Source organism: Amycolatopsis sp. NPDC051102 (genome assembly GCF_040682815.1).
Classification (GTDB): domain Bacteria; phylum Actinomycetota; class Actinomycetes; order Mycobacteriales; family Pseudonocardiaceae; genus Amycolatopsis.
The window spans coordinates 595,332-617,016 of the sequence record NZ_JBFBBT010000003.1; the positions used below are offsets into that span (position 1 = coordinate 595,332).

Sequence of the window (21,685 nt, forward strand, 5' to 3'; positions counted from 1 at the left end):
CGGGCGCGCTCTGCTGTACGCCGACCTAAGTATTGCCATATAACAACAGTGGTGTCAGTGATGCAAATCCGGGGGTTCCCCGGCCGCCTCGGCCAGCGCCCGGTACTCCGCCAGCCCGGCGGCCAGCGCGGTGCGGCCGGCGGGGCTCATCTTCGCCAGCAGCAGCTCGACGCGGTCCCGCCGCCGCGCCCGCAGTTCCTGCAGGTAGGCCCGCCCGCGGTCGGACAGCCGCAGCGTCAGCTCCCGCCGGCTGCGCGCGCTGGGCAGCCGCTCGAGGAAGCCGACCGCCTCCAGCCGGTCGCAGAGCCGGCTCACCAGCGGCGGCGTCGAACCGAGCTGCTCGGCGAGTTCCCGCAGGTTGACGCCGTCGTGGCGATCCAGCGCGACGACCGCACGCAGCTGCGACACCGACAGCGGGCGCGGCGAGACGTCCCGCTCGCCCTCGACCACCGACTCGAAGAGGCGGGCGAGGTCCGACACGGCAGCCGTCCCGTCCGGGGCGGCCTGCTCGCGGGATCGATCCACGGCGTCCACTGTGGCATCCCTATGCTGAACCGGCAGCACAGCTCGCGCGACTCGCCGTGGACCGGCACGCCGGAGCGGCGCAGACTCGACAGGACCGGCTCCGGCGCCGGCGCGCTCGGACCCCGTGAGCAGGAGGCAGGCGTTGGACAGATCCCTGGCGGTGGAGCGTCTTCTCCGTGACGTACCGCCGCACGACCTGCCCGGGGCGCTGCGCGCGGGGCTCGGGGAGCACTTCGGCGCGCTGTCGGTCGAGCTGCTGATGGCCGACTACGCCCTGACGGAGCTGTGCCAGGTGGGCGAGCAGCCCTACACGGCGGAGCCGATCCCGGTCGAGGGAACCTCGCCGGGCGCGGCGTTCGTCGCGCAGGCGGCCGCGTTCACCCGCGACGGCGACCGCGTCACCGGCTACCTGCCGGTCAGCGTGCGCGGCGACCGGCTCGGCGTCCTGGCCGTCACCCTGCCGCAGGAGCCCGAGCCGCCGGTGTGGGCCGAACTCGAGCGGTTCGCCGAGGCGGTGGCCCACGAGCTGGTCGTCGCCGACCGGGACACCGACCTCTACATCCAGGCACGGCGTTCGTCGCGGCTGACGCTGGCGGCGGAGATGCAGTGGCAGCTGCTGCCCGGACGCGCCTGCACCCGGGCCGAGTTCGCGCTCGGCGGCCAGCTCGAGCCCGCCTACGCCATCTACGGCGACTGCTTCGACTGGTCGGCGTCGGCGCAGAAGCTCGCCGTGACGCTGATCAATGGCATGGGTGAGGGCAGCGAAGCGGCCCTGCTGACCAACCTCGCGATCAACGCGCTGCGCAACGCCCGGCGCGCCGGGGTGCCGCTCGACGCCCAGGCGGAGCTCGCCGACCAGGCGCTCTACGCGCACTTCCGCGGCGCCGAGCACGTGGCCGCGCTGCTGCTGGAGTTCGAGCTCGCCACCGGCGCGGTGTCCGTGGTCGACGCCGGTTCGCCCCGGCTCTGGCGGCTGCGGGACGGCAAGGCGGAGCGGATCCTGTTCGACGAGCAGCTCCCGCTGGGCACCTTCGACGGCACGATCTACACGGTCGAGAGCTTCCAGGCGGCCGAGGGCGACCGGTTCGTCTTCGTCAGCGACGGCGTGTACAACGCGCTCGGCCCGCACGGCGAGCTCTACGGCGACCGCGAGCTGGCCGAGGCGGTGACGGCGACGGCCGAGCTGCCGGCGGCGCACGTCCCCGGTGCGATGCTGCGGGAGCTGTCGACCCGCCGGCACGGCGGCCAAGCCGAGGACGACGCGATGGTCGTGTGCCTCGACTGGTTCGGCCCGACGCTGCTGTCGGGGAGCGGGGAGGGGGCGGCGCTGACGGTGCGCCGCGCCGGCCCGACGCCGTAGCGCCGGATCCGGCGGCCGCGGCGAAGGAAGTGCTCCGCCGCGGCGCGGACCTGGTCCACGGCGTCCGTCAGGCCTGGATCTCCCGGCGGTCGGACTGGCTGCCGCTGATCTCGATGCGCCGTGGCTTGGCCTTTTCGGCGATCGGGATGCGCAGCGTCAGCACGCCCGCCTCGTAGTCGGCCGCGATGTGGTCGGTGTCGAGGGTCTCGCCGAGGAACAGCTGCCGCGAGAAGACGCCGAGCGGCCGTTCGGAGACCTGCATCTGCACGTCGTCGCCGCCGGGCAGCGGGCGGCGCTCGGCCTTGACGGTCAGCACGTTGCGCTCGATGTCGAGCTCGATGGCGTCCGCGGCGACGCCGGGCAGGTCGAAGCAGACCACGAACTCGTCGCCGGCGCGGTAGGCGTCCATCGGCATCGCGGCCGGCTTGGACCAGGTCCCGGCGGTGCCGAAGACCTGCTGGGTGAAGCGGTCCAGCTCACGGAACGGGTCGGTGCGCATCAACATCGGTGTCCTCCTCCTGACTTCGACGGTGGGGTGTCAACACGCACCTCCTTTCTAGCATGTCATCCAAACGATGACAAGTAGGAAGTCATCATCAAGATGACGGACTGATTTCGGTGGCGGCCGGGAACACGGAACGAAAGATCCATTCCCGTACCCGAGGAGCCACCGTGTCCCAGCAGCCCCCGCAGCAGCAGACCCCGCCCGGGACGACCGCCGCGATGACGCCGCGTCCCGACCACGGCGAACACTCCTACCGCGGTTCCGGCAAGCTCACCGGCAAGGCGGCGCTCATCACCGGGGCGGACAGCGGGATCGGCCGGGCGGTCGCGATCGCCTACGCGCGGGAAGGCGCCGACGTGCTGATCTCCTACCTGGACGAGCACGAGGACGCCGAAGAGACGCGGCGCTGGGTGGAAGAGGCCGGGCGCAAGGCCGTCGTCGTGCCTGGCGACGTCGCCGACCCGGCGCACTGCCGCGCGCTCGTCGCGCGGGCGGTCGAGGAGTTCGGCCGGCTCGACGTCCTGGTCAACAACGCCGCCTTCCAGATGACCCACGAGACGCTCGAGGAGATCCCCGACGAGGAGTGGGACCGCACGATCGCCACCAACCTGAGCGCCTTCTTCCACCTCGCCAAGGCGGCCGTGCCGCACATGAAGCCGGGCGCGTCGATCATCGGCAGCTCGTCGGTGAACTCCGACAACCCGACCCCGCAGCTGCTGCCCTACGACGTGACGAAGGCGGGCATCGCGAACATGACCGCGGCCCTGGCGCAGCTGCTGGGGCCGAAGGGGATCCGGGCCAACAGCGTCGCGCCCGGGCCGATCTGGACGCCGCTGATCCCGTCGACCATGCCGGAGGAGCAGGTGAAGTCCTTCGGCGAGCAGGTGCCGCTGGGCCGCGCCGGCCAGCCGGCCGAACTGGCGCCGGTGTACGTGCTGCTCGCCTCCGACGACGGCAGTTACGTGTCCGGCGCGCGCGTCGCCGTGACCGGCGGGGTGCCCATCCTCTGACGCCGGAGGCCGCCGGGGGTCACCGGCCGCGGGGGTCCTCGCTGTCACCCTGGTCGCCGGGCTGGGTGGCGGCGGCCAGGACCTCCGCGCCCGACGGCTTGCCTTCGGGGTGCCCGCGGGTGACGTGGCCCTCGGCGCGCATCCGCGCCACCATCTGCGGGTAGTGCAGCTCGAACGCGGGGCGCTCCGAGCGGATGCGGGGCAGCTCCAGGAAGTTGTGCCGCGGCGGCGGGCTCGTGGTGGCCCATTCGAGCGAATTGCCGTAGCCCCACGGGTCGTCGACGCCGATGGGCTCCCCGTAGCGGTAGCTCTTGAAGACGTTCCAGATGAACGGCAGCACCGACAGGCCCAGCAGGAACGCGCCGATGGTGGACACCATGTGCATCCAGGTGAAGCCGTCGCTGGACAGGTAGTCGGCGTAGCGGCGCGGCATGCCCGCGTCGCCGAGCCAGTGCTGGATGAGGAACGTCGTGTGGAAGCCGATGAACGTCGTCCAGAAGTGCCACTTCGCCAGCCGCTCGTCGAGCATCCGCCCGGTGATCTTGGGGAACCAGAAGTAGATGCCGCCGAAGGTGGCGAAGACGATCGTGCCGAACAGCACGTAGTGGAAGTGGGCGACGACGAAGTAGGTGTCGTGGATGTGGAAGTCCAGCGGCGGGGACGCGAGGATGACCCCGGTCAGCCCGCCGAGCAGGAACGTCACCATGAAGCCGACCGACCACAGCATCGGCGATTCGAACGTCAGCTGCCCCCGCCACATGGTGCCGATCCAGTTGAAGAACTTGATCCCGGTCGGCACCGCGATGAGGAACGTCATGATCGAGAAGAAGGGCAGCAGCACGGCGCCGGTGGCGAACATGTGGTGCGCCCACACCACCGCCGACAGCCCGGTGATCCCGATGGTCGCGAACACCATGAGCTTGTAGCCGAACAGCGGTTTCCGGCTGAACACCGGCACGATCTCGGTGACGATCCCGAAGTAGGGCAACGCGACCACGTACACCTCGGGATGGCCGAAGAACCAGAACAGGTGCTGCCACGCGATCGCGCCGCCGTTTTCCGGGTCGAACACGTGCGCACCGAGGTGCCGGTCGGCCAGCAGCCCGAACAGCGCCGCGGTCAGGATCGGGAACGCGAGCAGGATCAGGATCGACGTGAACAGGATGTTCCAGGTGAAGATCGGCATCCGCCACATGAGCATCCCGGGACACCGCAGGCACACCACGGTCGTGATCATGTTGACCGCGCCGAGGATCGTGCCGAGGCCGGCGACGATCAGGCCGGTGATCCACAGGTCGCCGCCGACGCCGGGACTGTGGATGGCGTTGGACAGCGGAGTGTAGGCGGTCCAGCCGAAGTCGGGCGGCCCGCCGGGGGTGGCGTAGGCGGAGAGGACGATCGTCCCGCCGAACAGGTACAGCCAGTAGGAGAACGCGTTGAGCCGCGGGAAGGCCACGTCCGGCGAGCCGATCTGCAGCGGCAGGACGAAGTTGGCGAACCCGAACAGGTTCGGCGTGGCGTAGAGCAGCAGCATGATCGTGCCGTGCATGGTGAACAGCTGGTTGTACTGCTCCGGCGACAGGAACTGCAGGCCGGGCCGGGCCAGTTCACCGCGCATCAGGAGGGCCGTCAGGCCGCCGATCAGGAAGAACCCGAAGGACGTCGTCAGGTACAGCACGCCGATCGTCTTGTGGTCGGTGGTGCGGATGGTCTTCAGGATCGTCGCGCCGCGCTTCCCCCGCCACACCGGCCGGTGGGGGATCGGGGCCGGGCGTGCCACCGTGTCGGTCATCGGACTCCCACCTGGTGCTGCCGGGAACGGAGCTTCTCCCGCGCGCGTACCCACACCTCGGCGTGGCTACACGCGCGAACGGTGACGGTGGTGCGGGATCAGCCGTCCGGGCGAATCCAGCGGGCTCGCGCGCTACCGCCGTCGTCCCCGGATCTGCGGCTTGAGCTGCGGAGACGGCGCAGGGCAACCACCCCGCGCGTGAACGGTGGTTAGCCGCGATCCGGCCGGGTAGCCGCCCGGCGTAGCGCCCTCCCCCCGGCGGGGCGCCGACTGCGGAAAGGAAATCCCATGTCCACCGCCACCCACACCGGCACGAGGTCCCCCGTGCAGGTCGCCGCCGCGGTCGTTGCGGTCGTCTTCCTGCTGGTCGGCGTGCTCGGCTTCATCCCGGGCATCACGACGGACTACGACCAGCTGAGCTTCGCCGGCCACAACTCGATGGCCATGCTGCTCGGCGTGTTCATGGTTTCGGTCCTGCACAACATCGTCCACCTGCTGTTCGGCATCGCCGGCCTCGCGGCGGCTCGCACCGCGCGCGGTGCCCGGCTGTACCTCGTCGCCGGCGGGGTCGTCTACCTGGTCCTGTGGCTCTACGGCCTGCTCATCGACCACGGCAGCGACGCCAACTTCGTGCCGGTGAACACCGCGGACAACTGGCTGCACCTGGGCCTGGGCGTCGGCATGATCGCGCTCGGCCTGCTGCTCGGCCGCGCCGGGCGCAGCACCCCCGGGCCGCAGGCGGCCCGGGGTCCGGGTCTCGGCTGACGACACCGCGCGGGACGCCGGCGGCCGCATGTCCCGGGCCGCCGGCGTCCCGGCTTCACCGGGTTTCGCTTTCCCCGGTCCGCAGCAGCACGGTGAGGGCGCGGCCCGGCACCACCAGCGTGCCGTTGCCCGGCACCGTGCGCGGCGTCGCCAGCTGGTCGCCGGCCACGCCGCCGACCAGGACGCCGCCGACCGACCGGTGGAACACCTCGCCCGTCGCCGAGTCGAGCACGATCGCCCACTCCGCGCCGTACTCGCCGTCGGGGACCGTCATCGTGATGTCGTCGTCGTGGGCGTTGAAGCACAGCAGGAACGAGTCGTCCACCACCCGCTCGCCGCGGGCGTCGAGGTCGGGGATCGCCGTGCCGTTGAGGAAGACCATGATGCTGCGGCCGAAGCCGGCTTCCCAGTCCTGGTCCGTCATCTCCTCGCCGGCCGGGGTGAACCAGGCGATGTCGCGCAGTTCGTCGCCGCGGCGGATCGGGCGGCCGGCGAAGAACCGGCGGCGGCGGAACACCGGGTGCTGGTGGCGGAGGTCGACGACCGCCGAGGTGAACTCGAACAGCTCCCGGTTGTGCTCCAGCTGCGACCAGTCCACCCACGACAGCTCGTTGTCCTGGCAGTAGGCGTTGTTGTTGCCCTGCTGGGTGCGGCCGAACTCGTCGCCGTGCAGGATCATCGGCACGCCCTGGGACAGCAGCAGCGTGGCGATCATGTTGCGGCGCTGGCGCGCCCGCAGGTCGAGGATCTTCTCGTCCTCGGTCGGGCCCTCCGCGCCGCAGTTCCACGACCGGTTGTCGTCGGCGCCGTCGCGGCCGTCTTCGCCGTTGGCCTCGTTGTGCTTTTCGTTGTAGGACACCAGGTCGTGCAGCGTGAAGCCGTCGTGCGCGGTGACGAAGTTGATCGACGCGAACGGGCGGCGGCCGTCGCTCTGGTAGAGGTCCGACGAGCCCGTGATGCGTGAGGCGAACTCGCCCAGCGTCGCCGGTTCGCCGCGCCAGAAGTCGCGGACGGTGTCCCGGTAGGCGCCGTTCCACTCGGTCCACAGCGGCGGGAAGTTGCCGACCTGGTAGCCACCGGGGCCGACGTCCCAGGGTTCGGCGATGAGCTTCACCTGGCTCACCACCGGGTCCTGCTGGACCAGGTCGAAGAACGTGGCCAGCCGGTCGACGTCGTAGAACTCGCGGGCCAGGGTGGCGGCGAGGTCGAACCGGAAGCCGTCGACGTGCATCTCGGTGACCCAGTACCGCAGCGAGTCCATGATGAGCTGCAGGGTGTGCGGCTGGCGCACGTTGAGCGAGTTGCCGGTGCCGGTGTAGTCCATGTAGTACTGCGGGTCGGACTCGACCAGCCGGTAGTACGCCTGGTTGTCGATGCCGCGCATGGACAGCGTCGGCCCGAGGTGGTTGCCCTCGGCGGTGTGGTTGTAGACGACGTCGAGGATGACCTCGATCCCCGCCTCGTGCAGGGTCCGCACCATCGCCTTGAACTCGTGCACCTCGCTGCCCGGCGTCGCGGGCATGATCGAGGCCGCGTACTCGTTGTGCGGCGCGAAGAAGGCGATCGTGTTGTAGCCCCAGTAGTTGGCCAGGCCGCGCTCGGTGAGGGCGTGGTCGTGCAGGAACTGGTGGACCGGCATCAGCTCGACCGCCGTCACGCCGAGGGTCTTGAGGTACTCGATCATCACCGGGTGCGCCAGCCCCGAGTACGTCCCACGCAGCTCCTCCGGGATGTCCGGGTGGAGCTTGGTCAGCCCGCGGACGTGGGCCTCGTAGATGACGCTCTCGTTGTACGGCACGTTCGGTGGCCGGTCGTTGGCCCAGTCGAAGTACGGGTTGACCACGACCGCGCGGACCGTGTGCGCCGCCGAGTCGTCGTCGTTGCGCTCCTCGGGCCGGCCGAACCGGTAGCCGAACACGGACTCGTCCCAGTCGACCCGGCCGGTGACCGCCTTGGCGTACGGGTCCAGCAGCAGCTTGGCGGGGTTGCAGCGCAGCCCGCGGGCGGGGTCGTGGGGTCCGTGGATGCGGAAGCCGTACTCCTGGCCGGGGCCGATCCCGGTCAGGTAGCCGTGGTGGACGAAGCCGTCGACCTCCGGCAGCCGGATCCGGGTCTCGGTTCCGTCCGGGGCGAACAGGCACAGGTCGACGCGGTCGGCGACCTCGGAGAAGAGCGCGAAATTGGTGCCGACGCCGTCGTAATCGGCTCCGAGCGGGTAGGGGGAACCGGGCCAAGGCTGCACTGGGCCTCCACAGGTGCGAGTGATCTCCGGCCGGGATACCCAGCCGGGCGACGCCGGACACCGTGACGTCGCCCTCCTCACCCGGACGCACCACCCGGCGCGGGACCGCGGTGCCCCGCGGTCCCGCGCCGATCGCCGGCGGCGTCAGGTCAGCTTGTTCTTGACTGCCTTGGCCTTGCCCTTGGCCGTGCCCTTGGCGTCCTGCAGAGGCGCGTAGGTGCCGTAGAGGGCCGGGTCGGGCTTCGGCGCGGTGCCGGGGCCGCCGAGGGGGTCGGGGTCCATCAGGTACTCGATGCCCGCGTCGGTGGTCCAGCTCGATCCCTTGGCGCCGTCGGGGCCGTCGGAGAGGTGCCAGATCGTGTGGTTGTGGGTCTGGTCCTCTTCGTCGAGCAGGGCGTCGGGGACGATGTCGCCTTCGAGCCCGTCGGCCTTGAGCTCTTCGATGGCGGCCAGCCACTGCTTCTGGTGGACGGTGTCGCGGGCGAGGTTGAACTTGAGCATCGCCTTGACGCCGGGGTCGTCGGTCATGTTGTACAGCCGCGCGGTCTGCAGCCGGCCCTGCGCCTCGGCCGCGGCGTTGGCGCGGAAGTCGGCGAGCAGGTTGCCGGAGGCGATGATGTACCGGCCGTTCCAGGGGTAGCCGTTGCTGTCGGCGGGCAGCGCCCCACCACCGGCGACGATGGCCTGCTGGACGTCCATCCCGCCGATCATCGCGGCCATCACCGGGTCCTTGACCGCTTCGGCGGTGGCAGTGGCGGGCGCGCCTTCCAGCAGCCGGGCGACCATGGTGGCGAGCATTTCGACGTGGCCGATTTCTTCGGTGGCGGTGTCCATGATGAGGTCTTTGTACTTGCCTTCGATGCGGCAGTTCCAGCCCTGGAACAGGTACTGCATCGTCACGGTCATCTCACCGAACGCGCCGCCGATGAGCTCCTGGAGCTTGTGGGCGTAGACGGGGTCGGGCTTTTCGGGCTTGGCTTCGAACTGCAGCAGCTTCGTGTGACGGAACACGAGGATTCCCTCCGTCGTCGGGGGTGGCACCGGCGGGGGCCGGCGGTCCAAGGGGCTTTCCCGGTTAGCGGAGGGTTAACCACGGCGATCCGGACCGTCCGGCCCCGCTCGCCACGGTGGGCACCGGTGCGGTCGCCGAGGGCGGCCGAGGATCGACAACGCCACCGTCGCTGTGGTAGTTGAACGCGGAACGTTCGAAGGCGAGTGGAGCGATACGTGAGCGATCACCAGGAGCGGGTACCGACCTGCCGGCGGTACCAGTGCGACGAGCCGGCCCTCTGGCGGAGGATGTGCGCGGCTCACTGGGCTCGCTGGCAGAACGGGACCGACCCGCTCGACCAGCCCGGTGACGACGGCGAGGACCCCGGTGCCCGGGTGTGGCAGCCGCCGTTGCGGGAGACCAGCGTTTCGCGGCGGAAGCCACCCGGCCGGCCCGGGTGACCACGGCCGGGCGGCTCCGCGGCGGGATCAGTGCGTGCCGGCGAGCTCGGCCACGGTCACGCCGATCGGGGTGCTCGGGCGGCCGATGAGGGCGCGGAGGTCGCCGGTGGTTTCGGCGAGCAAGCCGTCCTTGATGTCGGCGTCCAGGGCCACGAGGAAGCCGATGACCGGCTCGGGCAGGCCCGCCTCGGCGAGCACCTTGGCGTGCTCGTCGGCCGGCAGGTCGACGTAGGTGACCTCGCGGCCGGTGGCCTTGCCGATCTCGGCGGCGAGGTCCGCGTTCGACCAGGTGACGTCCCCGGCGAGCTCGTAGATCCGGCCTTCGTGGCCTTCGCCGGTGAGCACGGCGACCGCGGCCGCGGCGTAGTCGGCGCGGGTGGCGCTGGCGACGCGTCCTTCGCCCGCGCTGCCGGCGAAGCTGCCCGTCGCGGCCGCTTGCTTGATCGTGTCGGCGTAGTTTTCGTTGTACCAGTTGTTGCGCAGGATCGTGGCGGGCAGGCCGGAGGCCTGGATCAGCTCTTCGGTCGCCTTGTGCTCCGGGGCCAGCACGAGCGTGGACGTCGTCGCCTGGGGTGCGCTGGTGTAGACGAGGTGCCGGACACCGGCCTGCTTGGCCGCTTCGATGACCGCCCGGTGCTGCGCGACGCGCTGACCGACTTCGCTGCCCGAAACCAGCAGCACCTTGTCGGCGCCCTTGAACGCGGTGACCAGGCTTTCGGGGTCGGTGTAGTCCGCGCGGCGGACCTCGACGCCGCGTTCGGCCAGACCGGCGGCCTTCTCCGGGGTGCGGGCCGCGGCGACGACCCGGTCGGCGGGCAGCTTCTCGAGCAGGCCTTCGACGACGAGCTTGCCGAGGTGGCCGGTGGCGCCGGTGACGACGATCATGAGAACTCCTTGAAGATTCAAGTATCTGGTCCTGCGAGCATGTACTAACTTTTAGAAAGTACCAACTCATTGTTAGTGCTGTCACATCCATCGTGCGAACTGTTAGGTAGTATCAAGGCGTGGACGGACAACGAGGGGACGGCGTGCCCGACGCCGAGCACGACGCGCTGGTCGCCGACGTCTTCAGTGCCGCGTGCGCGTCCCGGGCCGTGCTGGATCACGTCACCGGCCGGTGGGGCGTGCTCGCCCTCGCCGCGCTCCACGACGGCGTCTTCCGGTTCAACGCGCTGCGCCGCCGGGTGCAGGGGGTCAGCGAGAAGATGCTCGCCCAAACGCTGCAGGCACTCGAGCGCGACGGCTTCGTGCACCGGGAAGCGCGTCCGACGATCCCGCCGCACGTGGAGTACAGCCTCACGCCCGCCGGGCGGGAGGTCGCCGAGCGGCTGCTGGCCCTGATCGAGGTGCTCGAGGCCGGTGTGCCCGCCGTGATGGCGGCGCAGGCCCGGTACGACGAGGCGAAAGGCGCCTGACCGCCGACGCCCGAATCTCGTTGCGGGACAAGGGGTCCGGGCGGCAACTCGAAAGTATCGAACGCTCTCCGGTGGGAAAATCCCCCATTGCACTGGGCCGGTCCGGGCGTTATGTTAGCGCTCACAATCGCTCCGCCTGTGCCGTTCCAGCGTGTCGGTGATCGAGGAGGAGGTTGGCAACGTCGCCGGCCCGCGCACCTGTCGATTCGACGATTTCCGTACCGCACCAGGAGATCACCCATGGCACGACAGCCGAGAACCGCCCGTCCCCGCGCCATCGCCTCCGCCGTCCTCGCGGCCGCCACCCTCGTCACCGGTCTGCTGGTCGGTGGCGGCACCTCGCAGGCGGCGACCCAGGGTCCTTGCGACATCTACGCGGCCGGCGGCACGCCGTGCGTGGCCGCGCATTCGACGACCCGGGCGTTGTACGGTGCCTACAACGGCCCGCTGTACCAGGTCAGGCGCGCGTCCGACAGCGCCACCCGTGACATCGCGCCGTTGAGCGCGGGCGGGGTCGCCAACGCCGCCACCCAGGATTCGTTCTGCGCCGGAACGACCTGCCTCATCACGGTCATCTACGACCAGACCGGCCGGAATAACCGCCTCACGCAGGCACCGCCGGGCGGGTTCCAGGGGCCGGCCGCGGGCGGGTACGACAACCTCGCCAACGCCACCGCGGCGCCGATCACCGTCGGCGGCCACAAGGCCTACGGCGTCTACGTGGCGCCCGGTACCGGCTACCGCAACAACAACACCAACGGCATCGCCACCGGCGACCAGCCCGAAGGCATGTACGCCATCTTCGACGGCACGCACTACAACGGCGGCTGTTGCTTCGACTACGGCAACGCCGAACGCAACAGCCGTGACAACGGCAACGGCACCATGGAAGCCATCTACTTCGGCAACATCAAGGTCTGGGGCTACGGCAGCGGGAACGGCCCGTGGATCATGGCCGACCTGGAGAACGGCCTGTTCTCCGGCGTCAACCAGCACTACAACGCCAACGACCCGAGCATCAGCCACCGCTTCCTGACCGCCATCGTCAAGGGCGGCCCCAACCACTGGGCCATCCGTGGCGGCAACGCCCAGTCCGGTGGTGTGTCGACCTTCTACGACGGCGTGCGGCCCAACGTCTCGGGCTACAACCCGATGAAGAAGGAAGGCGCGATCATCCTCGGCATCGGCGGTGACAACAGCGTCGGCGCCCGCGGCACCTTCTACGAAGGCGTGATGACGTCCGGCTACCCTTCTGACGCCACGGAAAGCGCGGTGCAGGCGAACATCACCGCGGCCGGCTACGCCACCAGCTCCGCGGGCACCGGCCTGACGCCGGGCACGTCCGTCTCGCTGCGCGCCACCACCGCCTGCTGCACCGACCGCTACATCCACCACACCGGCTCCACAGTGGACACCGCGGTGATCGGCAGCGGCACCTCCGCCACCGAAAAGGGCAACGCGTCCTGGACCGTCCGGGCCGGGCTCGGCAGCGGCTCGTGCGTGTCGTTCGAGTCGAAGAACACGCCCGGGCAGTACCTGCGGCACCAGAACTACCAGCTGTACCTGCAGGCCAACGACGGGAGTTCGCTGTTCGCCCAGGATGCGACCTTCTGCCCGGAGGCCGGCCGCAACGGGCAGGGCGCCTCACTGCGGTCGCTCAACTACTCCGACCGGTACGTGCGGCACTACGCCAACATCGTCTACATCGCCGCCAACGGCGGGTCGAACACCTTCGACAACGCCACTTCCTACAACGACGACGTGAGCTGGCTCGTCAGCTCTCCGTGGTCCTGACCCGAGCGGAGATCATGCGCCACCACTGCGGTGGCGCATGATCTCCCGCCCGGCCCGTTCCGTGCCCGAGGAGGCACCATGCCGGCCGCACGAGTCCCGTTCTTCGTTGCTGTGACAGCACTTCTGGCCGCGTTGCTCGCCGCTCCGGTGGCCGCCGCGGCCACCTACCCGAATCCCGGGCGCGTGACCGGCGACGTCGGCGTGCACGACCCGAGCGTGGTGAAACGCCCGGACGGCCGCTACCTGGTGGCGTACACCGGGGACGGCATCGCGCTCAAGACGTCCGCCGATCGCGTCGCCTTCTCGGGCGCCGGCTCGGCTTTCCCGGGCGGCGCACCGTGGACGACGTCCTACACCGGGGGCAGCCGCACGCTGTGGGCGCCGGACATCTCCTACCACAACGGCCGCTACTACCTGTACTACGCGGCTTCCACGTTCGGCTCCAACCGGTCGGCGATCTTCCTGGCCACCAGCACGTCCGGCGCTTCGGGGACGTGGAGCAACCAGGGACTCGTGATCGAATCCCGCGTCAGTGACAACTTCAACGCGATCGACCCGAACCTGGTCGTCGACGACCAGGGCCGGTGGTGGCTGGACTTCGGCTCGTTCTGGTCCGGCATCAAGCTGATCCAGCTCGATCCCGCGACCGGCCTGCGCCAGGGCAGCAGCATGACGGCGATCGCCGGGCGGGGCGGCGGCGCGATCGAGGCGCCCTACATCGTCAAGCGCGGCCAGTACTACTACCAGTACGTGTCGTTCGACCTGTGCTGCCGCGGCGCGTCGAGCACCTACCGGGTGATGGTCGGCCGGTCCACCAGCCTCACCGGTCCCTACGCCGACCGCAACGGCGTGCCGATGAACTCCGGTGGCGGCACCGAAATCCTGGCCGGCCACGGCAGCGTCCACGGACCGGGCCACGAAGCCGTGCTTGCCGACAACGACGGAGACCTGCTGTTCTACCACTACTACGCCGACAACGGCGCGGCGCTGCTCGGCATCAACCGCCTGACCTACGACGCGGCCGGCTGGCCGGTCGTCACCTGATCCCCACCTCGACGAGGAGGACGTCCGGATGCGCCTTCGCAGAACCGCTGTTGTCCTGGCCGTTTCCGCGTCGCTGCTGAGCCCGGCTGTGGCGGACGCGGCGTCCGCCGACGGTGTCCTGCCGGGCTCGGTCACGCTGACGGAGTCGGCGCTCCAAGGCGTGCACGGCGTCTCGCCCGACGTCACGGTCCGCAACGTGCTCACCGTGACGGCGAGCGGGACGGCCCTGCGCGTCCGGCTGAGCAACCCGTTCGGCGCCAGTCCGCTGCAGGTGCGGTCGGTGTGGGTCGGGCGGCAGCCGTCGGCGGGTTCGCCGGCGCTGGCGCCGGGGTCGAACCGCCGGGCGACGTTCGGCTTCCGGCGCACGGTGACGATCCCGCCGGGCGCGAGCGCCTGGACCGATCCGCTGCCGCTGTCCGTGCACCGCGGCGACCACCTCGCCGTGAGCGTGTACGCGCCGGGGTCACCGGTCGACGACCACACGTTCCCGCCGCCGGAGACCGACACACCGGGGTCGTTCGCGTCGGCCGGGCCGGGTGACGCCGGGGCGGACGAGTCGGGACGCGCCTACGGTGCCTTCGCGCCGGGCGTCCTGTGGTGGGCGGACGCGATCAGCGCGGTGTCGTCCGCCCGCGGCACGATCGTCGCTCTCGGGGATTCGATCACCGACGGCTACAACGCGTTCGGCGGCGGCCCGCGCTGGACCGACGTGCTCGCCGAGCGCATCGCGACGCGCCCGCCGGGGCGGCGGCTGTCGGTCGCCAACGCCGGGATCAGCGGCAACACCGTCAGCGTGCAGCCGAACCCGTACGACCCGACCGGCCAGTGCTGCGGGCCGCCGGCCCCGGCCCGGCTCGACCGGGACGTGCTTTCCCTGCCCGGCGTGCGGTACGTCCTGCTCCTGGAGGGGACGAACGACCTCGGCGGCGGCGACTACGCGCCCCCGGCGCCGGCCGCGCAGGTCATCGACGCGATGCGGACGATCGCCGGGCGGGTGCACGCGGCGGGCCGCCGGATCGTCGGCGCGACCATCCTGCCGATGTGCAACGCCGCCGGCGGCCCGAAGGAACAGGCCCGGCTGGCGGTCAACACGTGGATCCGCACCTCGGGCACGTTCGACGCGGTGCTCGACTTCGACGCGGTGCTGCGCGACCCGGCCGACCCGACGGTGATCCGCGCGGACTGGCGCACCGACTGCTACCACCCCAACGCCACCGGCGACCGGCTCCTGGGTGACTCGATCGATCTCCGGGTGTTCGGCCTGTAAGCGTCAGGGACGCCCGGGCGCGTCCGGTTTGGGCGGCCGGGGATCGCGGACCGGCGCGGGCCGGCTGGCGTGGGTCGGTTGCGGCTCTTGGGCGCGCGCCCGGCGCACGCCGAGGACCGCGACGATCAGGTGGTCGATGGGGGACATCGGAGCCTCTCCGCAACGCATGATCGAACCGGTTCGATCATGGTGTCACCTTAGGACAGGTCGAGCGCGGGCGGCAACGTCCGAACGGCAGCAGCGGTTCGGCCGGTAGCCGCATCCTCGGCGCCGGAGCCCGCTGGGCCGGTCGGTCGCCGAGGCGAGGCCGGGCGAGATCGCGGGTGCCGGGGTCGGCGGACTCGCTTGTGGCGAGTCGGGCGGGCCGGGCGGGTTCGTCCACGGCGGGGCGCCTTGAGTCGGGCCGGGCTTGGGTTTGCCCGGCTGGCCGCGTGGCTGCGCGCTTGTGCTGGGCCGGGCTCTGGTTCGCCCGGCTTGCCGTCCGGCCGCGTGCCGGTGGCGGACCACCTTGCGCCGGGCTTCGCCCGCTAACCGCGTGGCCGCGCGCCCGTGCTGGATCTCAGGGAGATCGGGGGCTCCAGCAGTGCGTGCCGGGGCTCCGCGCTCCGGTCCGCGATCTGCGCCAGCAGCAGGTCCACCGCCAGCCGGCCCAGGTCGGCCGCCGGGACGTCGGCCGCCGTGAGCGGGGGGTGGAAGTCCTCCGCCAGCCGCTCCGCGATGACTCCCGTCAGGGAGAAGTCCCGGGGGACTTCCAGGCCCGCCCGGTGCAGCGCGCGCTGGACGCCCGGCAGCGCCGCCTCGTTGATCGTCACCGCCGCGGTCACCCCCGGCCACTGCGTGCGGAGCTGCTCGAAGCAGGCCAGGCCCGCCGCCGCTTCGTCCGCGCAGCACACCATGCGGGCCGTCAGGCCCCGCTCCGCCGTGGCCTCCAGGAACCCCGTCGCCGAGCGGAGTGCCGGGCCGTAGCCGGCCGCGACCAGCTCCGCCGACCGGCTGATGAGCACCACCTCCTCGTGGCCGAGGTCGGCGAGGTGGTGGACGCAGCGGGTGATCAGCCCGCCGTAGTCGACGTCGACCCACCAGGACGCGCCCGGGTGCTCGACGTGGCCGATCGTCACGAACGGCAGGCTCGCCTGGCTCAGCCGCTCGACCCGCGGGTCCTCCAGGAGGATCTCCATCAGGATCACGCCGTCGACGCGCCGCCCGGTCACGATGCGCTCGAAGGACCGGTCGTGGTCACCGCCGCTGGGGGAGAGCAGGACGTCGAGGTCGTGGGCCGCGGCCGCGTCGACCACGCTGCCGACGAACCCCAGCTGGACGTCGGTCAGCCGGCGGCTGGCCGGGGGGACGACCAGGCCCAGCGTGCGCGTGCGGCCCTCGGCCAGTGCGCGGGCGCTCGCGTTGGGCCGGTAGCCGAGCTCGGCGATCACGTCGTTGATGCGCTGCACGGTGGCCGCCGAGACCGGGCGCTTGCCGCTGAGCGCGTACGACACGGTGCTGCGCGACACCCCCGCGCGCCGCGCGATCTCCCCGATGTTCATGCCACTCCCGACCCGTCGTCCAGAACCGGTTCGATCGTAGTACACGCAGTATTGCGCAGGAGTGCTTGCGGGGTTTACGGTGACGCGGCCTCGGTCATCGAACCGGTTCGACGAAGAATCGACGGTCGTCGCAGGTGCCGTCAGGAAGGGACCCTCATGCAGCGTCACCCGATCATCCGGCTGCTGTCGGCGGCCGTCGCCGCGGCGACACTGGCCGCGTGCTCCTCCGCCGGGACGGCCCCCGCGGCGGGTCCCTTCACGGTCTGGGACCCGTACCCGCAGTTCGACGCGAGCTCCGCGTGGGCGAAGGTCGTCGACAAGTGCGGCGCCGAAGCCGGCGTCAAGGTCACGCGGCAGGCGTTCGACACGACCGACCTGACCAACAAGGTGCTGCTCGCCGCCCAGCAGAACACCGCGCCGAACGTCCTGGTCGTGGACAACCCCGTGGTCTCCACCCTGGCCGAAGGCGGCGTGCTCAAGTCCAATGCGGACACCGGGCTGGACGCCGCCCAGGTCGCTCCGAACCTGCTCGCCGCCGGCGACGTCAAGGGACAGGTGTACGGCGTGCCGATCGGCGCGAACACCCTCGCCCTCTACTACAACAAGAACGTGCTGACCGCGGCCGGCGTCGACCCGGCGTCGGTGCGGGACTGGGCGTCGCTCGACGCCGCGCTGGCCAAGGTGCACGCCGTCGGCAAGAAGGGCATCACGTTCTCCGCCATCGGCACCGAGGAAGGCAGCTTCCAGTTCCTGCCGTGGTTCTGGGGCTCCGGAGCGAACCTGACCGACCTGGCCTCGGCCGGCGCCGTCTCCGCGCTCGCGCAGTGGAAGTCCTGGCTGGACAAGGGGTACGCGCCGAACTCGGTGGTCGGCAACACGCAGACGACCAGCTGGCAGGAGTTCGCGACCGGCGAGTACGCCTTCGCCGAGAACGGCACCTGGCAGCTGCAGAACGCGAAGAAGGCCGGCTTCCCCTACGGCGTCCTCGCGATCCCCGCCCGGGCCGGGGGAGCGGCCCCCGCGCCCACCGGCGGCGAGTTCGTCACCGTGCCCGCCCAGAGCAGCCCGGACACCGAAAAGACCGCGGGCAAGATCGCCTCCTGTCTGACCAGTCCGGCCAACGTGCTCGACTCCGACACCGCGCTGACCTACGTGTCCGCCGTGCCTTCGGTGCAGGAAAAGCAGGTCGCCGCGCAGCCTGAGCTGAAGGTGTGGGTCGACGCGGTGAAGGTCGCGAAAGGCCGCACCGGCGACAACCTCGGCACCCGGTACCCGCGGATCTCGGAACCGCTCTGGGGCGCGGTGCAGGCCGCGCTGACCGGCGCGAAGGCACCGGACGCCGCCCTCGCGGCCGCGCAGGCGACCGCCGCGTCGGCGAAGTAGGCCCGCTCGTGCAGGACATCCGGGAACCGGTCACCGTCCGGCCGGCCGCGCGAGCGCCCGGCCGGACGCGGCGACGGCGGCCGCAGCTGCTCGCGTGGGCGTTCCTCGCGCCGCTCGTCGCCTACCTCGTGCTCTGCTACGGCTATCCGCTGGTCACGAACGTCGACCTCAGCCTGCGCAACTACACGGTCCGCACCTTCGTCCACGGCGGCGCGCCGCTGGTGTGGTTCGACAACTACGCGGCGGTGTTCACCGATCCGACCTTCCGCACGGCGTTGCTCGACACGCTCGTCTTCACGGCCGCGTCGCTGCTGTTCCAGTACGGCATCGGGCTGGCGATGGCGGTGTTCTTCGCCCGCCACTTCCGCCTGGGACCGACGCTGCGGGCCCTGTTCCTGGTGCCGTGGCTGCTGCCGCTGATCGTTTCCGGGTCGACGTGGGCGTGGCTGCTCAACAGCGAGTCCGGCGTCGTCAACGCCGTGCTGGGCTGGTTCGGCGCCGGCCGCATCGACTGGCTGACGTCGCCGTCGTGGTCGCTGGTGTCGGTGATCATCGCCAACATCTGGATCGGCGTGCCGTTCAACCTCGTCGTGCTGCACAGCGGCCTGCAGAACATCCCGGCCGAGGTGTACGAGGCGGCGTCGCTCGACGGCGCCGGGGCGTGGCAGCGGTTCCGGCACGTCACCTTCCCGCTCCTGCGCCCGGTTTCGGCGATCACCCTGCTGCTGGGGCTGGTCTACACGCTGAAGGTGTTCGACGTCATCTGGATCATGACCCGGGGCGGGCCCGGCGGGTCGTCGACCACCCTGGCGACCTGGTCCTACCAGCTCGGGTTCGGCAGCCTGCTGCCGCGGTTCGGGCCCAGCGCGGCCGTCGGCAACGTGCTCATCCTGCTGGCGCTGGTCGCGGGCCTGCTCTACATCCGCGCGCAGCGCCGTCAGGAGGCCGCGTGATCCGGCACTGGCGCACCGCGGTGGGGCTCGTCCTGACCGCCGTCATGCTGTTCCCCGTCTACTGGATGGTCAACGTGTCGCTGACCCCGGCCGGGCGGATGCGCAAGTCGCCGCCCGACTGGTTCCCCGCGGCGCCGACGTTCGAGGGGTACGAGCGGGTCCTGCACGAGCAGCTCCCGTACTTCGCCACCAGCCTTCTCGTCGCGCTGGGGACGGTCGCGCTGACGCTGGCCCTGGCCGCGCCGTCGGCGTACGCGCTGGCCAAGCTCCGCCCGCGCGGCCGCCGGGCGCTGGGGTTCGTGCTGCTCGTCGCCCAGATGATCCCGGGCATCATCATGGCCCTGGGCTTCTACGGCATCTACGTCTCGCTGGGCATCACCAACACCGCCTGGGGGCTGGTGCTCGCCGACTCGACGATCGCGGTGCCGTTCGCCGTGCTCATCCTGACCTCGTTCATGGCTTCGGTACCGGACGAGCTCGTCCAGGCGGCCACGATCGACGGCGCGGGCGCGGTCCGCACGTTCTGGTCGGTGGTGCTGCCCGCGAGCCGCAACGGCGTCGTGACGGCGGGGTTGTTCGCGTTCCTGTGGGCCTGGTCGGACTTCGTCTTCGCGGCGACGCTCGACGGCGGTGGCTCGCTGCGGCCGCTGACCCTGGGCATCTACCGCTACATCGGCAACAACAACCAGGAGTGGAACTCCATCATGGCGACGGCGGTGGTCGCCTCCGTGCCTGCCGCCGTGCTCCTCGTGCTGGCGCAGCGGTTCGTCGCCGCCGGCGTCACCGCGGGCGCCGTCAAGGACTGACCCCTCTCGGAAAGGACGGCCTCTGTGCCCACGGGCGAATTTTCGCTGCGGGAGATCCCCTTCAGCCACCCGGGATCGTGGTTCGGCGTCTCCCCGGTGGTGGCCCAAGCCACCTACGCCGACGACCTGCACCTGGTGTCCCACCGCCACGGCATGCACGCCGTTCTGGCGCTGGTTCCCGAACACGACGGGAAGCGGGCGGCGGTGCCGGCCGGCGCCACGCCGTCCGCGCTCACCTGGGGGACCGGCGACCGGCGGATCACCGCGGCGTTCGCGGCCCCGGAGGCGCTCCGGATCGCCGGGCGCGGCCTGACCTTGCGGATCCGTGCGGCGGAGCCCACGCTGACCCCGTTCACCGGCACGTACTTCTTCGCCGATCCGGTCGACGGGTCCGCCGTCTTCACCTCCTACGAAACCGGGCACCGCTACCGCGTCACCGTCCTTTCCGGACACGTGCGGCACGTCGGTGCCGAAGCGCTCGGGACCGCCGAGCGCGCCGTCGTGGTGAGCGGGGACGCCTGGGAAGTCGTGCTGGAGGAGCTGCCCGGTGCCCAGGAGCCGTATGTGCCGTCGATGGCGTTCGACGAAGTGGTCACCGCCGCCCAGGCTGCCTTCGACAGCTTCGCCGACGAGGTCGCACCCTGGCGCGGTGCCCGCACCCCGGCGGCCGAACTCGCCTGCTACGTGCTCTGGTCGGCCATCGTGGCGCCGTCCGGGTTCGTCGGCCGTCCGGCCGTGCTGATGTCGAAGCACTGGATGGACAAGGTGTGGAGCTGGGACCACTGCTTCAACGCGCTCGCGCTGGCCGGCGGCCGGCCCGAGCTGGCCTGGCACCAGTTCCAGGTGGTGTTCGACCACCAGGACGACCGGGGCGCGCTGCCCGACTCGATCACCCACGCCGAGGTGTTGCGCAACTTCGTCAAGCCGCCCATCCACGGCTGGGCGCTGAGCCGCCTGCGCGGCCGTCTGCCCGGCGGCCTGCCGGACCCCGGGCTCGCCTACCGGCAGCTGGCGGCGTGGACGTCGTTCTGGCTCGACCACCGCCGGGTGCCCGGCCGGCCGGTGGCCCACTACGAACACGGCAACGACAGCGGCTGGGACAATGCGACGCCGTTCGCCCGGCAGCGGCTCGTGCAGACGCCCGACCTGGCGGCCTTCCTGGTGCTGCAGCTGACGGAACTGGCCGTGCTGGCCACCGAACTCGGCGACTCCGGCGCGGCCGCGCGGTGGCGCGCCGAAGCGGACGGCATGCGGGCGGCGCTGCTGGACGAGCTCTGGGACGGCACGAAGTTCGTCAGCCGCTCGGCGACGACCGGCGCGGTGCAGAGCAGCGCGAGCCTGCTCGAACTCATGCCGGTCGTGCTCGGGGAACACCTGCCGCCGGAGGTCCGGGACAAGCTCGTGACCGGGCTCGAGGAGCACCTCACCGGCATCGGGCTGGCCACCGAACGGCCCGAGTCCGCCTGTTACGAGGCGGACGGCTACTGGCGCGGGCCGGTGTGGGCGCCCGCCACCGTGCTGATCGAGGACGGCCTCCGCCGTGCCGGTGCGGTGGACCTCGCCGACCGCGTCAGCGCGCGGTTCCGCGCGGTGTGCGAGAAATCCGGGTTCGCCGAGAACTTCGACGCGCTGACCGGGGACGGCCTGCGCGACCGCGCCTACACGTGGACGGCGGCGGCCTACCTCCTGCTCGCCGGGGACGCCGAAGCGCGGGAAACGCTTTCCGGAAAGGAATAATCCGGTTTGTTCGACCACATCGACGGGTGGTCCGGTTGAAATCATCGATACCATTGTCCGAATGGTGGTGAGTAACGAACCGGATCTTGACCGG

20 protein-coding genes are annotated in these 21,685 nt (G+C 71.0%); 12 read left to right on the forward strand and 8 right to left on the reverse strand.

The window, feature by feature from the left end; all coding sequences use genetic code 11:
* Positions 1-54: 54 nt before the first annotated feature.
* Complete coding sequence (locus tag AB0M93_RS13360) at positions 55-480, reverse strand: MarR family transcriptional regulator (RefSeq protein ID WP_364272886.1); 426 nt, start codon at positions 478-480, stop codon at positions 55-57.
* Between the two features lie 187 nt (positions 481-667).
* Between AB0M93_RS13360 and AB0M93_RS13365 the strand changes: the two genes are divergently transcribed.
* Complete coding sequence (locus AB0M93_RS13365) at positions 668-1,885, forward strand: PP2C family protein-serine/threonine phosphatase (RefSeq protein ID WP_364272286.1); 1,218 nt, start codon at positions 668-670, stop codon at positions 1,883-1,885.
* 67 nt (positions 1,886-1,952) lie between these two features.
* Here AB0M93_RS13365 and AB0M93_RS13370 read toward each other — a convergent pair whose 3' ends face one another.
* Positions 1,953-2,390, reverse strand: a complete 438-nt coding sequence (locus AB0M93_RS13370; protein WP_364272288.1) for an Hsp20/alpha crystallin family protein — start codon at positions 2,388-2,390, stop codon at positions 1,953-1,955.
* A 167-nt stretch (positions 2,391-2,557) separates the two neighbouring features.
* Between AB0M93_RS13370 and AB0M93_RS13375 the strand changes: the two genes are divergently transcribed.
* Positions 2,558-3,400 carry an SDR family oxidoreductase gene (locus tag AB0M93_RS13375; RefSeq protein ID WP_364272291.1) on the forward strand — a complete coding sequence of 281 codons (843 nt, stop codon included), beginning with the start codon at positions 2,558-2,560 and terminating at the stop codon, positions 3,398-3,400.
* 19 nt (positions 3,401-3,419) lie between these two features.
* Here the strand turns inward: AB0M93_RS13375 and ctaD are convergent, their stop codons facing one another.
* Positions 3,420-5,192, reverse strand: coding sequence for a cytochrome c oxidase subunit I (gene ctaD, locus AB0M93_RS13380; RefSeq protein ID WP_364272294.1), 1,773 nt, complete (start codon positions 5,190-5,192; stop codon positions 3,420-3,422).
* A 288-nt stretch (positions 5,193-5,480) separates the two neighbouring features.
* Between ctaD and AB0M93_RS13385 the strand changes: the two genes are divergently transcribed.
* Positions 5,481-5,957 carry a DUF4383 domain-containing protein gene (locus tag AB0M93_RS13385; RefSeq protein ID WP_364272297.1) on the forward strand — a complete coding sequence of 159 codons (477 nt, stop codon included), beginning with the start codon at positions 5,481-5,483 and terminating at the stop codon, positions 5,955-5,957.
* 55 nt (positions 5,958-6,012) lie between these two features.
* Here AB0M93_RS13385 and glgX read toward each other — a convergent pair whose 3' ends face one another.
* Both glgX and AB0M93_RS13395 read right to left on the reverse strand, forming a co-directional pair.
* Positions 6,013-8,199 carry a glycogen debranching protein GlgX gene (gene glgX / locus AB0M93_RS13390; protein ID WP_364272299.1) on the reverse strand — a complete coding sequence of 729 codons (2,187 nt, stop codon included), beginning with the start codon at positions 8,197-8,199 and terminating at the stop codon, positions 6,013-6,015.
* A 144-nt stretch (positions 8,200-8,343) separates the two neighbouring features.
* Positions 8,344-9,210 carry a manganese catalase family protein gene (locus AB0M93_RS13395; RefSeq protein ID WP_364272302.1) on the reverse strand — a complete coding sequence of 289 codons (867 nt, stop codon included), beginning with the start codon at positions 9,208-9,210 and terminating at the stop codon, positions 8,344-8,346.
* A gap of 216 nt (positions 9,211-9,426) precedes the next feature.
* On the opposite strand from AB0M93_RS13395, the gene AB0M93_RS13400 reads away from it, so the two are divergent.
* The gene (locus AB0M93_RS13400) at positions 9,427-9,651 is read left to right on the forward strand and encodes a hypothetical protein (protein ID WP_364272305.1); all 225 of its coding nucleotides are present in this window, start codon (positions 9,427-9,429) and stop codon (positions 9,649-9,651) included.
* A 27-nt stretch (positions 9,652-9,678) separates the two neighbouring features.
* Here the strand turns inward: AB0M93_RS13400 and AB0M93_RS13405 are convergent, their stop codons facing one another.
* Positions 9,679-10,536, reverse strand: a complete 858-nt coding sequence (locus AB0M93_RS13405) for an SDR family oxidoreductase (RefSeq protein WP_364272307.1) — start codon at positions 10,534-10,536, stop codon at positions 9,679-9,681.
* 143 nt (positions 10,537-10,679) lie between these two features.
* Here AB0M93_RS13405 and AB0M93_RS13410 point away from each other — a divergent pair, with 143 nt between their 5' ends.
* The 4 genes from AB0M93_RS13410 (at position 10,680) to AB0M93_RS13425 (ending at position 15,171) form a co-directional block, all read left to right on the forward strand.
* On the forward strand, positions 10,680-11,066 hold the full coding sequence (locus AB0M93_RS13410; protein WP_364272889.1) for a helix-turn-helix domain-containing protein: 387 nt from the start codon (positions 10,680-10,682) through the stop codon (positions 11,064-11,066).
* Between the two features lie 240 nt (positions 11,067-11,306).
* Complete coding sequence (locus tag AB0M93_RS13415) at positions 11,307-12,860, forward strand: alpha-L-arabinofuranosidase B (protein WP_364272310.1); 1,554 nt, start codon at positions 11,307-11,309, stop codon at positions 12,858-12,860.
* A gap of 78 nt (positions 12,861-12,938) precedes the next feature.
* Complete coding sequence (locus AB0M93_RS13420; RefSeq protein WP_364272313.1) at positions 12,939-13,904, forward strand: arabinan endo-1,5-alpha-L-arabinosidase; 966 nt, start codon at positions 12,939-12,941, stop codon at positions 13,902-13,904.
* Positions 13,905-13,932: 28 nt separating this feature from the next.
* Complete coding sequence (locus tag AB0M93_RS13425; protein ID WP_364272316.1) at positions 13,933-15,171, forward strand: GDSL-type esterase/lipase family protein; 1,239 nt, start codon at positions 13,933-13,935, stop codon at positions 15,169-15,171.
* Between the two features lie 3 nt (positions 15,172-15,174).
* On the opposite strand, the gene AB0M93_RS13430 is transcribed toward AB0M93_RS13425, so the two are convergent.
* On the reverse strand, positions 15,175-15,318 hold the full coding sequence (locus AB0M93_RS13430; RefSeq protein ID WP_364272319.1) for a hypothetical protein: 144 nt from the start codon (positions 15,316-15,318) through the stop codon (positions 15,175-15,177).
* 380 nt (positions 15,319-15,698) lie between these two features.
* Positions 15,699-16,880: a LacI family DNA-binding transcriptional regulator gene (locus AB0M93_RS13435; protein WP_364272322.1), complete on the reverse strand. Its 1,182-nt coding sequence runs from the start codon at positions 16,878-16,880 to the stop codon at positions 15,699-15,701.
* Here AB0M93_RS13435 and AB0M93_RS13440 point away from each other — a divergent pair.
* Genes AB0M93_RS13440 through AB0M93_RS13455 form a run of 4 tightly spaced genes read left to right on the forward strand, consistent with a single transcriptional unit; the run spans position 16,869 to position 21,591 of the window.
* Positions 16,869-18,095 (forward strand): ABC transporter substrate-binding protein, encoded by a 1,227-nt coding sequence (locus tag AB0M93_RS13440; RefSeq protein WP_364272325.1) that lies wholly within the window; start codon positions 16,869-16,871, stop codon positions 18,093-18,095. The genes AB0M93_RS13435 and AB0M93_RS13440 overlap by 12 nt on opposite strands.
* Before the next feature lie 8 nt (positions 18,096-18,103).
* Positions 18,104-19,048: a sugar ABC transporter permease gene (locus AB0M93_RS13445; protein ID WP_364272327.1), complete on the forward strand. Its 945-nt coding sequence runs from the start codon at positions 18,104-18,106 to the stop codon at positions 19,046-19,048.
* Positions 19,045-19,854, forward strand: a complete 810-nt coding sequence (locus AB0M93_RS13450) for a carbohydrate ABC transporter permease (RefSeq protein ID WP_364272329.1) — start codon at positions 19,045-19,047, stop codon at positions 19,852-19,854. The genes AB0M93_RS13445 and AB0M93_RS13450 overlap by 4 nt, the downstream gene beginning before the upstream one ends.
* A 24-nt stretch (positions 19,855-19,878) precedes the next feature.
* Positions 19,879-21,591 (forward strand): trehalase family glycosidase, encoded by a 1,713-nt coding sequence (locus AB0M93_RS13455; RefSeq protein WP_364272332.1) that lies wholly within the window; start codon positions 19,879-19,881, stop codon positions 21,589-21,591.
* Positions 21,592-21,685 lie beyond the last annotated feature (94 nt).

Excerpts from the sequence above, each read along its gene's own strand:
- AB0M93_RS13370 (WP_364272288.1), bottom strand. The coding sequence starts at position 2,390 with ATGTTGATGCGCACCGACCCGTTCCGTGAGCTGGACCGCTTCACCCAG.
- ctaD (WP_364272294.1), bottom strand. The coding sequence starts at position 5,192 with ATGACCGACACGGTGGCACGCCCGGCCCCGATCCCCCACCGGCCGGTG.
- AB0M93_RS13385 (WP_364272297.1), top strand. The coding sequence starts at position 5,481 with ATGTCCACCGCCACCCACACCGGCACGAGGTCCCCCGTGCAGGTCGCC.
- AB0M93_RS13405 (WP_364272307.1), bottom strand. The coding sequence starts at position 10,536 with ATGATCGTCGTCACCGGCGCCACCGGCCACCTCGGCAAGCTCGTCGTC.
- AB0M93_RS13415 (WP_364272310.1), top strand. The coding sequence starts at position 11,307 with ATGGCACGACAGCCGAGAACCGCCCGTCCCCGCGCCATCGCCTCCGCC.
- AB0M93_RS13420 (WP_364272313.1), top strand. The coding sequence starts at position 12,939 with ATGCCGGCCGCACGAGTCCCGTTCTTCGTTGCTGTGACAGCACTTCTG.
- AB0M93_RS13425 (WP_364272316.1), top strand. The coding sequence starts at position 13,933 with ATGCGCCTTCGCAGAACCGCTGTTGTCCTGGCCGTTTCCGCGTCGCTG.
- AB0M93_RS13430 (WP_364272319.1), bottom strand. The coding sequence starts at position 15,318 with ATGTCCCCCATCGACCACCTGATCGTCGCGGTCCTCGGCGTGCGCCGG.
- AB0M93_RS13440 (WP_364272325.1), top strand. The coding sequence starts at position 16,869 with ATGCAGCGTCACCCGATCATCCGGCTGCTGTCGGCGGCCGTCGCCGCG.